Raw genomic sequence first — 12,510 nt, 5'->3', positions numbered from 1 at the left:
GTAAACCCCCGTGATGAATGACGGGGTCGAACGTCGGTCAGACCGGGTCGTTGCGGCGCAACAACTCTTCGGGCAAATGCTCGATGTACTCGTCTTCGGCAGGCGGCATCTGCAGGTGATACCCCTGTTTTTCAAGGTTCGCGAGCACAGTGTGGATGTCTTCACGGGCCAGTGCGCGCTCGGGCGTCAGGACCAGGTCGAACGCGTGCTGCGGCTTGCCGAATGCGGTGAGCAGTTCGACCGGGACGCGTTCGAGCGCATCGCTCTTGAGCACGTAGAGGTACATTTCGTTCTTGCGAGGACTGCGGTAGATGGAGCAAATACGTTTCAAGGCTGTTCTCCGGCATTGGCCAGGCTGTCGAGCAGCATCTGACCCATCAACTCGCGACGCCAGCCACGCAGCGAGTCGGGCAGTTTATAGGGACCGTCTGGAAAACCGGTCTTGAGCAGGGCTTCGAGCGTCTTTTTGCGCAACATCAGTTCCGGCGCCATGTCCAGGCGTTCGGCTTGCTGCTGACCAATGGCACGCAGGCTCTTCAGCACATTGGAGGCTTCTATTGGGAGCGACTCCGGCAACGCCGGGGGCCACTGATCCTGAGACACACTGCCGGCTTTCTTGATCAGGTCGAGCAGAAACTCGCCGTCCTGACGCACGGTCTTGGGGTGCATGTCTTCGATTTTCGCCAGTGCGGCGAGGTTATCCGGCTGGGTCTTGGCCAGCGGCCAGAGCGACTGCTCGCGTAATACCCGATTGCGCGGTTGATTGCGCAGGCGTGCCTGCTGCTCACGCCAGGCGCACAGCTCGCGCAGCACGTTCAGTTGCGCACGGGACAGCTTCCACGCCAGCTTGGCTTCGCGATACACCTCATACGGGTCGGTTTCACGACGCAGGTTGGCAACCAGTTCGGCACCGTCTTCCAGGACCCAGGCGTATTTGTCGTCAGACAGGCGCGGGCGCAGCAGGCTGTAGACTTCAGCCAGATGCACGGCGTCTTCGGCGGCGTAGCTGATCTGCGTCTCGGACAGCGGTCGTTGCAGCCAGTCGGAACGGGTCTCGCCCTTGGGCAACTCGATGTTCAACACTTCCTGCACCAGACGCGAATAGCCCATCGAGAACCCAAGGTTCAGGTAGGCAGCAGCCAGTTGGGTGTCGAACAGAGGCGCAGGCAGGCTGCCGGTCAGGCGCAGCAAAACTTCCAGGTCCTCACTGCAGGCGTGAACCACTTTGATGACGTCAGTGTTTTCCAGCAGCGCAGCCAGCGGTTTCCAGTCATTGATCAGCAGAGGATCGATCAGGTAGGCGCGCGAGCCATCGCCAATCTGCAAAAGCGCGGCAATGGGATAGAAGGTGTCGACCCGCATGAATTCGGTGTCGAGCGCGACAAACGGCAGCGTCTGCCACTGTGCGCAATGTTGGGCGAGGCTGTCGTCGTCGCGAATCCAGTGAATATCGATGGCCACACGGCTCTCCCTTGAAGAATGGCGCGCAGTATATATCGCTATCAGCGTTTACCGGGCATCCGTCCTGCAAGTCTTGAACAACTTCATCTTGCGTGTTTATCGATAGGGCACTTCCAGGCGACCACTCATCGGATCACTCGCCCTTTTTACGCAGCACATAAACGCGCCACATGGCGTAACCCGGCAAGAAGTCGTGATAACCGACAACGCGGAATCCGGCTTGCGCAAACTCCGACTCAATGTCGGAACGGCAGACCACAAAGCGATTGCGCACGGTCGGCGCCCCACTCGCATCCAGACGGCTGCCCTCCTGGCGCTTGCGACGCCAGGCCTTGAGGTTGCCATCGACCCACAACGCCACAATCGCGGTATCGCGGGTCACGCGGTGGAATTCCTCGAGAATCGCCATCCGCTTCTCGCTGTCGGCGACGTGATGAAACAGCCGCATGCAAAAGATGCAATCCACGGCGTTGGCCGACAGGCCAATGGAAAACGCCGAACTTTGAAAGGTGCGGATGCGCTTGCGAACGTCCGCGGGTGATTGCGCTTCGGCGATTTCCAGCATGTCAGTCGATGGGTCGGCCGCCAGGATCACGCGGTTGCTGTGTTCGGCCAGCACCGGCCAGAACCGCCCGGCCCCTGACGGCAGATCCAGTACCAGGCCGGGCTCTCCGGCGTCACGCAACGCCTGACGCGCCAGTTGCGCATCGCGCCACAGGCTCAAGCGTCGTGCCAGGCCCTGTTCATGATGCTGAACGTAGTGCTGGGTCTGGCGTTTATCGGTCGCCTGCTCACTCATTCGCCAGTACCCCGTCCGTATATATTCCCCGACAGCCAGCGAACATGTCCAGCGCCGGGTTATAGACGCTGGTGTGGACCTGCAACAAACCGAGCATGGAGTGGAACAGGTTGTCCTGGCTCAAAGGGGCGTTGCGTTCATTTTGCAAACAATGAGTGTCGACGGCGAAAGACTGCTGATAGTTATCCGAGAACCAGGCAATCATCGGCACATGCTTCTGTTGATCCGGCGCCAGCATGTAAGGCGTGCCGTGCAGAAACAGGTTGTACTCACCCAACGATTCGCCGTGGTCAGACAGATACAACATGGCGGTATCGACCTTGTTCTGGTTGCTGCGCAATATATCGATCAACGAGGCCAGCACATGATCGGTGTACAGGAGCGTATTGTCATACCCGTTGACGATACTTTCCCGCGAACAGTTGTTCAGCGCATTGCTTTCACACACCGGCGTAAATTTCTCGAACTCTTTCGGGTAACGCTTGAAATACTCGGGACCGTGGCTGCCCATCTGGTGAAGTACCAGCACGGTGTCCTTGTCCAGGTGGTCGATGAAGTTCTGCAGGCCCTGCAACAGAATCTCGTCGCGGCATTCATTGTTGGCGCACAGGACAGGATCCTTCAGGTTGCTGACATCCTGCAGGGTCACACGATCGCATGTGCCCTTGCAGCCGGACTGGTTGTCACGCCAGATGACGTCGAGACCGGCGCGCTTGAGCACGTCGAGCATGCCTTCCTTGTTTTTCGCCGTGGTAGCGTCGTAATCCTTACGCCCCATGTTGGAGAACATGCACGGTACCGAAACGGCCGTCTCTGTCCCGCAGGAGTGCACGTCGGTGAACGTCAGCAGGCCGCGTTCTTTCTTCAGTTGAGGCGTCGTGTCGCGGTTATAGCCAAGAATGCCAAAGTTCTCGGCGCGAGCGCTCTCGCCGACTACCAAAACCGTCAGCGACTTGCGCTTGTGTTGTTGCCACTCGGTAGACAGCGTCGCGTCCTTCCCGATACTCACGAACGGTTGTTGTGCGGACTTGACCTGCTCACTCAGGTAGCCCACCGAGGCACCAATATAGTTACTCGGGACCACCATCAAGCGCAGCTCATGGTGATTACGAAACAGTGAAGACAAGCCTTGATAATTGATGAGCGCCACACCGCCGATCGCCGTCGCGCACACGGCACCGACCACCACCTTGCTCAATACCTCTCGAGGCCAACGGCGGTAATTGATGGGCGTCTTCCACAGAATCACCGAAGGCAAAACGCCGAGAAATAAAACATACGCGGCAAGTTTCAACGACAATAGGTCGCGCACTTCCGTCGCATTGGTTTCGGCGAAGTTACGAAACATACCCGCATCGATCATGACGCCATACTGGCTCATGAAGTAAGCAACACCCGCACTGATTAGAAACAGCATAATCAATACCGGCTTCAAGACTTTCTTAAAAGCAAACAACGTCAGAAAAATATTGAAGGCACAGAACACCATCAGCGCAAAAGCACCGCGCAACAGGAGCCCCTTACCGTTGAAGTCGGTAATGGCGAAAAGGTGCTGCCAGAGCGTCAGATTGAACCCGAGCAATAAAAAAATGCTGGCGAGCGCGGTCACGAGCTCCGGACGAACTGCTTTTATGTTCGGCATGAGGGTCTGCTTGACTGAAGAAAGACACCGTCGAACAGGAGAAATACAAACTCCTTCGACGTCGCAAACTTTAGGCAGCGTGCCATCAATTTTTTGTGAAAAGGATGAGAACAAAAGGTGTGGCGCTGACTTCTTTTTCTGTAGGAAGAGTCTGCGCAACAGATCGTGGCAAAAAACCGTGTGAGCGAGATCGACGGCTTGAGTAAGGTGGGCACTCAGATCATAACCATAATCGATTTGCGTATACTTCTATGGATGCTGTATTTTTTGAAACGTCGACATTCAGTACCTTCCGCCCTGAGTACATGAATGAAGAGGATTACCGATCCCTTCAGACTGCGATGCTTGAAAATCCTGTCGTCGGCGATCTCATGCCTCGGACCGGTGGCTTCAGAAAGCTGCGTTGGCCCGACGCACGAAGAGGCAAGGGTAAGCGCGGAGACCTGCGAGTCATCTACTACTGGTTAGTGGGCGCCGGCCAATTCTGGATGTTTTCCATCTACGACAAGGATGAGCTTGAAAACCTGACCGCTGATCAAGAGCGACAGCTGAAAGTGGCGATCCACGTTGAGCTCAAGAAACGAGGTATGCAATGAGTCGAAAGCGCGATCTATTCGCGGAAATGATGCAAGGCGTGGAAGAGATGGCAGCGCATCGAGAAGGAAAAATCACGCTTCGCAGCGATACATTTGCGGAAAAACCAGCGCCTGACGTTTCGGCTCAGGAGATCATTGCCCTGCGAGAACGTCTGCAAATGTCACAAAACGTCTTCGCCAAGCGAATCCGCACAAGCGCGAGCACCTTGCGCAATTGGGAACAAGAAAAGTCAAAACCCAATGCCCAAGCGGCGCTGCTGATCAAACTCGTCGAAAAATTCCCGGACATGGTTGATCGCTTGAACGCGGTGTAGTGCGAAGGGCGTGGACGGATCTACATTGGAATGTGCAGTCCAGCCACTATCCGCCCATCTGCCCCTTTGTTCACAAGCTTCTTCGCGCAGACCGTCGGGCGTTCAATCACCCGGTTAACGCTTGCGCCGCAGATTGCGGACCGCTTGCTTTCACGCACGTTGACTCGTTTTTCAGCGCATCTTCAATAATCATCTGCGCAGCCTTCTCGGCAATCATCACGGTAGGCGAACACGTGTTGCCGGAGGTGATGGTCGGCATGATCGACGCATCCACCACCCGAAGCCCTGTCACCCCATGAACACGTAGCCTTTCATCGACGACCGCGTCGCGTCCCTGCCCCATTTTGCAGGTGCCGACCGGGTGAAAAATCGTGGTGCCGATATTACTCGCGGCCTGGCGTAACTCTTCATCGGTTTGCAGGCTGGCGCCGGGCAGATACTCCACCGGTTCGAAACGCGCGAGCGCAGGCGCTGCTGTGATGCGGCGCGTCAGGCGAATGGCATCCGCTGCGACCTTGAGGTCGGTCTCGTGGCTGAGGTAGTTGGGACGAATGATCGGCGCTGCGTCGGCCAGGGCCGAGCGGATTTCCACGGTGCCGCGACTCTGCGGGCGCAAATCACACACCGACGCGGTAAACGCCGGGAAGCCGTGAAGCGGTTCCCCGAAGCGTTCCAACGACAACGGCTGTACGTGGTACTCCAGATTCGCGGTCGCCTGCTCCGGCCCTGAGCGGGCGAATGCGCCCAGTTGGCTCGGCGCCATGGCCAGCGGCCCGCTGCGATTGATCGCGTAACGCAAGCCCATGTTCATCTTGCCCCACAAGCTCCCGGCCATCTGGTTCAAGGTTTGCCCGTTGCTGACTTTGTAGATCAACCGCAATTGCAGGTGATCCTGCAGATTGGCGCCGACGCCCGGCAGCTCATGACGCACGCCGATGCCAAGCTTTTCCAGCAACGGGCGCGGCCCGATCCCGGACCGTTGCAGCACCATCGGTGAGCCAATTGAGCCACAGCAGAGGATGATTTCACGCTTGGCATTCAGCCGCCGCGCTTGCGGACCGACGTTGGCGAGGACCGCGCTCGCCCGGCCGTTTTCGAACTCGATTCGTGATACTTCGGCGTTGGTCAGCACCGTCAGATTCGGGCGTTGAGCAATCGGGCGCAGAAACGCCTTGGAGGCATTCCAGCGCACGCCGCGCCGCTGATTGACCTGAAAGTAGCTGCAGCCCTCATTGTCGCCACCGTTGAAGTCCGGAATCGAGGCAATGCCGGTCTGTGCAGCCGCCTCACGAAAGGAATCCAGCAACGTCCACTTCAGACGCTGCTGCTCGACCCGCCATTCACCTTGCCCGCCGTGCAGCTCGGAATCGCCGGCGTAGTGGCTTTCCGAGCGCTTGAAAAGCGGTAATACGTCCTGCCAGCTCCAGCCTTTATTGCCCTGCGCTGCCCACTCGTCATAATCGCGGGATTGCCCGCGCATGTAGATCATGCCGTTGATGGACGAACAGCCACCCAGCACCTTGCCACGTGGATAGCTCAAGGCTCGCCCGTTCAGGCCGGGTTCGGCTTCGGTTTTGAAACACCAGTCGGTGCGCGGATTGCCGATGCAGTAGAGGTAACCCACCGGCACGTGAATCCAGGCGTAATTGTCCTGCCCGCCCGCTTCGAGCAACAGCACACGATGCGAAGGGTTGAGTGACAGCCGATTGGCCAGCAAACACCCGGCCGGGCCGGCGCCAACGATCACGTAGTCATAGAGCACACTGTCCGTTTGCATGCGTCCCTCGTCGATCTTCTTGTTTTTATCGAGGGGACATCCTGAGGTTTTCCGTCACAAAACAAAAGACCGCCGCATGTTTCCATGGGCGGTCTTGTTGGGGAACGCTATCTGACGTGAGGTCGCTGCGCGTTCTGTGGGAGCGAATTTATTCGCGATGGGTTAGCACATTCGACACATTTCTATCGCCAGCCCGTGCCTCTCGCGAATGAATTCGCTCCCACAGGTGAAGGGCATTCACCCCGTGTACACCGTGTACGTTACACCGCGCTACGGCGGTAGCTGCGATAGCTCGGCATCCAGAAGTTACGCTCGATGGCCTCCACCAGCATCTCTTCGGTGGTTTCCAGCGCTACGCCCTCGGCCTGAGCCTGTTTGGCCACCGCCAGTGCGATCTTCTTGCTCACGTCCTGGATTTCTTTCAGCGGCGGCAGTACCGCGTCGCCCTTGCCCGTGACCATCGGCGAGCATTCAGCCAGTGCGTTAGAGGCGGCCATCAACATCTTGTCCGTGATACGCGTGGCCTTCGCCGCGATAACGCCAAGGCCGATGCCTGGGAAGATGTAGGAGTTGTTGCACTGAGCGATGTGGAACGTGCGGTCGCCCAGGGTGACCGGCGCGAACGGACTGCCGGTAGCCACCAGCGCGTCGCCGTTGGTCCAGGTCAGGACTTCCTGCGGCGTGACTTCGACTTTCGAGGTCGGGTTGGACAGCGGCATCACCAACGGCTTGGCGCAGTGTTTGTGCATTTCGCGAATGATCTGCTCGGTGAACAGACCGCGCTGCCCCGACACACCAATCAGCACGGTCGGTTTGCCGTGGCTGACCACGTCCAGCAATTCAGCATAACCGTCGCCGCTCGACCAGCCCGCCACGTCGCCTGCCTTTTGGGCGAGGTTCTTCTGGAAGTCCAGCAGGTTGTCCATGCTGTCGGTCAGCAGGCCGAAACGGTCAACCATCATCACGCGCTTGCGTGCTTCAGCTTCGCTCAGACCCTCGATCACCATCGCCGCAATGATGTGCTCGGCGATCCCGCAACCGGCGGAACCGGCGCCCAGGAAAACCACGCGTTGCTGACCCAGCGTTTCGTTCTTCGCCTTACAGGCCGCGAGCAATGTACCTACGGCCACCGACGCGGTGCCCTGAATGTCGTCGTTGAAGCAGCACAGCTCGTCGCGGTACTTCTCCAGCAACGGCATGGCGTTGGTCTGGGCGAAGTCCTCGAACTGCAACAGCACGTCTGGCCAGCGACGCTGAACCGCTTCAATGAACAGCGCGATGAAATCTTCGTAGTCCTTGCCCGTCACACGCTTGTGGCGCCAGCCCATGTACATCGGGTCGTCCAGCAACTCCTGGTTGTTAGTGCCCACGTCCAGCACGATCGGCAGCGTATAGGCCGGGCTGATACCACCGCACGCGGTGTACAGCGACAGTTTGCCGATAGGGATGCCCATGCCGCCAATGCCCTGGTCGCCCAGACCCAGGATGCGCTCGCTGTCGGTCACCACGATGATCTTGATGCGATCTTTCGTTGCGCTGCGCAGGATATCGTCGATGCGATCGCGTTCAGGGTATGAAATGAACAGACCGCGGTGGGTGCGGTAGATCTTCGAGAATTCCTGGCACGCCTGACCCACGGTCGGTGTGTAGATAATCGGCAGCATCTCTTCCAAATGCGAATCCAGCAGGCGGAAGAACAACGTTTCGTTGTTGTCCTGAATCGAGCGCAGATAGATGTGCTTGTCGATATCGCTCGCGCACTGCTGGTACTGGTTGTAAACGCGGGTCACCTGCTCTTCGATGGTTTCAACGTTCTGCGGCAACAAGCCAATCAGGTTGAAATCCACACGTTCCTGCGGCGTGAACGCACTGCCCTTGTTGAGCAGCGGCATCTCCAGCAACGAAGGGCCAGCGTAGGAAATATATAAAGGTCGCGAGGTCTTGGTCATTTTCAGTGATCGCCTTTTCTCTGTTTTGCTCTGTCAATTCGTAATCGAAACGATGCCCCGGAGGTCGATGTTTCACGACACTCAACGCAGGATCCGTCCGAAGAAAATGGGGAGATGAAAAATCAGGGTGCCTATCTTACTCGTCTCGGCGTGGTTGCGTCATTTTGTCACGCACACGATTGCGAAATGATGGCTGAGGGCGATGGGGTTGGACAGTGAAAGAGTTGTCAGGGAGAAGAAGCGCTTTCTTCCATTTACCTATCCATGGGCAGAAGCTTAGCTCAATATCCTGTTTTGGGTTAATCCCAAATCAGGTTTATTTACACGACTGGCTTAATGAAAGGCAGCACGCCGTGAAGACTATCCACAACGCTAGGTACCAAACGCTCGTGAGGTTGCTCATGGAGACACGCGTCGCCGAAGGACTCACACAAAAAGAACTCGCCGACAGGCTCGGCCGACCCCAGTCATTCGTATCGAAAACGGAAAATTCAGAGCGCAGATTGGACGTCATCGAATTCATCGAGATATGCCGAGGAATGGGGAAGGATCCGAAGACAATGCTGGCCAGCCTGGAATAACCATGCCTCAAGGTGGCGAGGTCAGATCACTCGCCAGCATGGCGTCAGCGAATTGAAGCAAAACGTCCAGATGGTCTGTTATGACGGCAGACGTCTCGAAAGGCGTGAGAACCTGATCATCATGGATTGCCTTGTGGCAGTAATCCGCCAACAGACGCATTGTCGGCATCAGCGTCGGTTAACCTGCAGCGGGAAAGCAGCAGATCGAACACGTGGCCGGTATTCCGAGGGACATCCAGCTTTGCGTGAAAAATGATCAACTGCCCGATGCTCTCAGCGGCTTCGAAAGCGCGAACAATGTTCAATATCGCCGCATCGTAACGACTGATGTCGTCGAGTCTTTCTCGAACTCTTCCCTGACCCTTCCGACATGCCGCGCGATGGAGCCTGCTTTGATCTGCAGCGCGGCATTAAACAGTTCCCTATCTGGATCGAACACGGACCGCTCCTTTTGTGCCCGTCAAAAACAAAAAAGCCCCAGAAGCATAACTTCTGGGGCTTTATTTGTAATGGCGGAGAGATAGGGATTTGAACCCTAGGTACTGTCGCCAGTACAACGGATTTCGAATCCGTCCCGTTCGGCCACTCCGGCATCTCTCCAACGGCGCGCATCATAACAGCTTGGGCGAAGAACGCGAACCCTTTTTTGGATTTTTTCGCGTTCTTTCAGATGCTTGCGGCGATTTTCGCTTTAGAGCGGTACGCCCAGACGCTGGGCCACTTCTTCGTAGGCTTCGATGACGTCACCGAGGCCCTGACGGAAGCGGTCCTTGTCCATTTTCTTCTTGGTGTCCTTGTCCCACAGGCGGCAGCCGTCCGGGCTGAATTCGTCGCCCAGGACGATGGAGCCATCGCTGAACACGCCGAATTCAAGCTTGAAGTCGACCAGCAGCAGGCCTGCGTCGTCGAACAGCTTGGTCAGCACGTCGTTGACCTTCAGGGACAGTTCCTTCATGCGAGCCAGTTGCTCGGCGGTGCCCCAGCCGAATGCCACGACGTGGGATTCGTTGATGAACGGGTCGCCTTTGGCGTCGTCCTTCAGGAACAGTTCGAAGGTGTACGGATTGAGCTTCATGCCCTCTTCGACGCCCAGGCGCTTGACCAGGCTGCCGGCGGCGTAGTTACGCACGACGCATTCGACCGGGATCATGTCGAGCTTCTTGACCAGCACTTCGTTGTCGGCCAGCAGTTTGTCGAACTGGGTCGGAATGCCGGCCGCTTCGAGTTTCTGCATGATGAAGGCGTTGAACTTGTTGTTCACCATGCCCTTGCGGTCGAGCTGTTCGATGCGCTTGCCGTCGAACGCCGAGGTGTCGTTGCGAAACAGCAGGATCAAGCGGTCGGCGTCGTCGGTCTTGTAAACCGATTTGGCCTTGCCGCGGTAGAGTTCTTCACGTTTTTCCATGATGGGCTCCGCTTGCAAAATGTTCGGGCGAGGCGCCCAGTAAAAAGGTTCTGGGCGAGTCGCCCGTTAACAACAACCGGGCTGTCGCCCCGTTTGGGACGCTAGGCGATTTCGCGCCAGTCGAGCCCTGAATCTTGATCGGCCAATTGTAGCCAGTCCGGATCGCACCCGAGGGTGTCGACGAAACATTGCCGGGCCAGATGCGGCAGGTTGTTCTTGCTGCTCAGATGCGCCAGCACCAGGTGTTGCAGGTCCTGCCATCCCAGTTCATTCACCAGACCTGCGGCCTGATGATTGTTCAAGTGTCCGTATTGTCCGCCAACCCGCTGTTTCAGAAAGTAGGGGTAAGCTCCCCGGGCAAGCAGATCACGACAGTGGTTGGACTCGATCATCAGGGCATCCAGTCCACGATAGCTGTCGAGCACCGACGGACAGTAAGACCCCAGATCGGTCAGCAGGCCAAAGCGCTTGCGCCCATCGCTGAAGACGAACTGCGTGGGCTCCAGCGCATCATGGGCCACGGAAACCACATCGATGCTAAGCCCGCCGATCCGTACGCCCTGCCCGCCCGCGAGCCTGACGCCCGCCTCGACCGGTTTGCGCATGCCGCGCAAGGTCCCGTCGCTGAGATAGACCGGCACATCGTAGCGCCGAGACAGCAAACCCACGCCATGCACATGATCGGCATGTTCGTGGGTCACCAGAATGGCGCTCAGCTGATGACCGCTGACGCCCAGCCTGTCCAGACGACGCTCGGTTTCCCGCAAGGAGAAACCGCAGTCGACCAGCACGTACGTGTCATTGCTCGCAACCAGCGTGCCGTTACCCCGGCTGCCGCTGCCCAGAACCGCGAAACGCACTTAACCGAGGTTGTCTTGAATGACGCTCAACACGCGACGGGCAACTTCTGTCGGCGCCACGGTGTTGATGTTCTTCTCGACCGTGACCTGAACGTTGTCACCCACCTTGCTCAGGCGAACCTGATAACGCTCGGCGCGGGCTTCTTTCTGTTCCTTGGTCTCTTCACTGCCAAACATGCGCGCAAAGAAGCCTGGTTTGTTTTCCGGCTTGTCCGCTTTTTCCGCAAGGTTGATGTAGTACAGACCCAGGCTGCGGTTAATGTCTTCCACGCGCCAGTCACCCTGGTTCAACGCACGGCCCACACTGGACCATGCACGATCAAGGTCGGCACCGAGGTTCAGAACCGGGTTGCCGCTGCCGTCTTCGCTCAGCGCGACACGGCTTGGGGTATCGAAGTCACGCGCCGCCAGCAGGGACACCGAACCACCCTTCTCGGCGGTACGGGTCAGGCTGGCCAGCATGTCGTCGGTCAGGACCGAGTCCAGGCCTACGTTGGTGCTGCGCGACGGGAAAGCAGGCTCTTCGCTGCTGCCGGCAGGACGCTGAACGCTGACTACGTAGACTTCACTGGTGTTGCGCTGCACGCCCGGTTCAATACGAACGCGCACGCGAGTTTCGGTGTTGGCGGCGTCGCCGGCCGAGCCCATGCGCTTGGCAACAGACGCGGACAACTCGTCCATGCGCTGCCAGGTGGTGTTGAATTCACCGGTCGCAGGACGGTCTTCGGCGATGCGGAAGCCGTTGTCTTCGAAATACTGGTGAGCCACCGGCCAGACTTCGGCGGGCGCGCGCTGAGCCAGAATCCAGCGGTTGTCGCCGCTCTTCTGCAGCGTGTAGTCGCTGGAGTCCTGAGTAGTGGACAGCGACTGCGGACGCGGCACGGTGAACTCACCCTTCTCGGTGTCGTCGGCGACGTTGCGCGGGATCGGCAGCAGCGGGTCCAGGCGTTTGGCTTCCTGGATGCCCTCAGGCAGCTGCATGGGAGGTTTCTGGGTCGCTTCCAGGTAATCGCTGCTGCGATCACGGAAATAACCGTCCTGACCAAACAGCCAGCTGCAACCGCTGGTGCTGGAGATAATCAAGGCTAGTGCGGAAAGTCCGGCCAGTCGCTTCATTGCGTAGTGC

The 12,510-nt window shown here is 57.9% G+C and carries 13 protein-coding genes and 1 tRNA gene; 3 read left to right on the top strand and 11 right to left on the bottom strand.

From position 1 onward, the window contains the following. Positions 1-37: 37 nt before the first annotated feature. The 4 genes from ABDX87_RS20430 to ABDX87_RS20415 form a co-directional block, all read right to left on the bottom strand. Complete coding sequence (locus ABDX87_RS20430; RefSeq protein WP_074752643.1) at positions 38-331, bottom strand: YcgL domain-containing protein; 294 nt, start codon at positions 329-331, stop codon at positions 38-40. Then, positions 328-1,461: a ribonuclease D gene (gene rnd, locus ABDX87_RS20425; protein WP_346829503.1), complete on the bottom strand. Its 1,134-nt coding sequence runs from the start codon at positions 1,459-1,461 to the stop codon at positions 328-330. The genes ABDX87_RS20430 and rnd overlap by 4 nt, the downstream gene beginning before the upstream one ends. 133 nt (positions 1,462-1,594) lie before the next feature. Beyond that, positions 1,595-2,260 (bottom strand): class I SAM-dependent methyltransferase, encoded by a 666-nt coding sequence (locus ABDX87_RS20420; protein ID WP_346829502.1) that lies wholly within the window; start codon positions 2,258-2,260, stop codon positions 1,595-1,597. Next, positions 2,253-3,902 carry a phosphoethanolamine transferase gene (locus tag ABDX87_RS20415; RefSeq protein WP_346833574.1) on the bottom strand — a complete coding sequence of 550 codons (1,650 nt, stop codon included), beginning with the start codon at positions 3,900-3,902 and terminating at the stop codon, positions 2,253-2,255. The genes ABDX87_RS20420 and ABDX87_RS20415 overlap by 8 nt, the downstream gene beginning before the upstream one ends. 251 nt (positions 3,903-4,153) lie before the next feature. On the opposite strand from ABDX87_RS20415, the gene ABDX87_RS20410 reads away from it, so the two are divergent. After that, on the top strand, positions 4,154-4,498 hold the full coding sequence (locus tag ABDX87_RS20410) for a toxin (RefSeq protein WP_346829501.1): 345 nt from the start codon (positions 4,154-4,156) through the stop codon (positions 4,496-4,498). Then, positions 4,495-4,812 (top strand): helix-turn-helix domain-containing protein, encoded by a 318-nt coding sequence (locus ABDX87_RS20405; RefSeq protein WP_346829500.1) that lies wholly within the window; start codon positions 4,495-4,497, stop codon positions 4,810-4,812. Before ABDX87_RS20410 ends, ABDX87_RS20405 begins: the two co-directional genes overlap by 4 nt. Positions 4,813-4,918: 106 nt before the next feature. On the opposite strand, the gene ABDX87_RS20400 is transcribed toward ABDX87_RS20405, so the two are convergent. Then, entirely contained in the window at positions 4,919-6,589 is a 1,671-nt protein-coding gene (locus ABDX87_RS20400; protein WP_346829499.1) for a GMC family oxidoreductase, read from the bottom strand. Between the two features lie 260 nt (positions 6,590-6,849). After that, positions 6,850-8,538, bottom strand: coding sequence for an NAD-dependent malic enzyme (locus ABDX87_RS20395; protein WP_346829498.1), 1,689 nt, complete (start codon positions 8,536-8,538; stop codon positions 6,850-6,852). 353 nt (positions 8,539-8,891) lie between these two features. Here ABDX87_RS20395 and ABDX87_RS20390 point away from each other — a divergent pair, with 353 nt between their 5' ends. Continuing rightward, positions 8,892-9,119 (top strand): helix-turn-helix domain-containing protein, encoded by a 228-nt coding sequence (locus ABDX87_RS20390; protein WP_346829497.1) that lies wholly within the window; start codon positions 8,892-8,894, stop codon positions 9,117-9,119. A 301-nt stretch (positions 9,120-9,420) separates the two neighbouring features. Here the strand turns inward: ABDX87_RS20390 and ABDX87_RS20385 are convergent, their stop codons facing one another. From ABDX87_RS20385 to bamC, 5 genes are all read right to left on the bottom strand, one after another. Then, on the bottom strand, positions 9,421-9,558 hold the full coding sequence (locus tag ABDX87_RS20385; RefSeq protein ID WP_346829496.1) for a hypothetical protein: 138 nt from the start codon (positions 9,556-9,558) through the stop codon (positions 9,421-9,423). Between the two features lie 71 nt (positions 9,559-9,629). Then, positions 9,630-9,719, bottom strand: a tRNA-Ser gene (locus tag ABDX87_RS20380). A gap of 91 nt (positions 9,720-9,810) precedes the next feature. Next, entirely contained in the window at positions 9,811-10,524 is a 714-nt protein-coding gene (gene purC / locus ABDX87_RS20375; RefSeq protein ID WP_074752651.1) for a phosphoribosylaminoimidazolesuccinocarboxamide synthase, read from the bottom strand. Positions 10,525-10,625: 101 nt separating this feature from the next. Further along, positions 10,626-11,384 carry an MBL fold metallo-hydrolase gene (locus tag ABDX87_RS20370; protein ID WP_346829495.1) on the bottom strand — a complete coding sequence of 253 codons (759 nt, stop codon included), beginning with the start codon at positions 11,382-11,384 and terminating at the stop codon, positions 10,626-10,628. Continuing rightward, positions 11,385-12,500 carry an outer membrane protein assembly factor BamC gene (gene bamC, locus ABDX87_RS20365; protein WP_346829494.1) on the bottom strand — a complete coding sequence of 372 codons (1,116 nt, stop codon included), beginning with the start codon at positions 12,498-12,500 and terminating at the stop codon, positions 11,385-11,387. Between the last annotated feature and the right edge of the window lie 10 nt (positions 12,501-12,510).

Source organism: Pseudomonas abietaniphila, from assembly GCF_039697315.1.
GTDB classification, from domain to species: domain Bacteria; phylum Pseudomonadota; class Gammaproteobacteria; order Pseudomonadales; family Pseudomonadaceae; genus Aquipseudomonas; species Aquipseudomonas abietaniphila_B.
Note: the sequence above shows the minus strand (reverse complement) of the source record. Positions and strands in the feature narration are given on the sequence as shown.

What these genes read in the sequence shown, in the direction of transcription:
- ABDX87_RS20420 (WP_346829502.1), bottom strand. Translation starts at nt 2,260, where the DNA reads ATGAGTGAGCAGGCGACCGATAAACGCCAGACCCAGCACTACGTTCAG.
- ABDX87_RS20415 (WP_346833574.1), bottom strand. Translation starts at nt 3,902, where the DNA reads ATGCCGAACATAAAAGCAGTTCGTCCGGAGCTCGTGACCGCGCTCGCC.
- ABDX87_RS20410 (WP_346829501.1), top strand. Translation starts at nt 4,154, where the DNA reads ATGGATGCTGTATTTTTTGAAACGTCGACATTCAGTACCTTCCGCCCT.
- ABDX87_RS20405 (WP_346829500.1), top strand. Translation starts at nt 4,495, where the DNA reads ATGAGTCGAAAGCGCGATCTATTCGCGGAAATGATGCAAGGCGTGGAA.
- ABDX87_RS20400 (WP_346829499.1), bottom strand. Translation starts at nt 6,589, where the DNA reads ATGCAAACGGACAGTGTGCTCTATGACTACGTGATCGTTGGCGCCGGC.
- ABDX87_RS20395 (WP_346829498.1), bottom strand. Translation starts at nt 8,538, where the DNA reads ATGACCAAGACCTCGCGACCTTTATATATTTCCTACGCTGGCCCTTCG.
- purC (WP_074752651.1), bottom strand. Translation starts at nt 10,524, where the DNA reads ATGGAAAAACGTGAAGAACTCTACCGCGGCAAGGCCAAATCGGTTTAC.
- bamC (WP_346829494.1), bottom strand. Translation starts at nt 12,500, where the DNA reads ATGAAGCGACTGGCCGGACTTTCCGCACTAGCCTTGATTATCTCCAGC.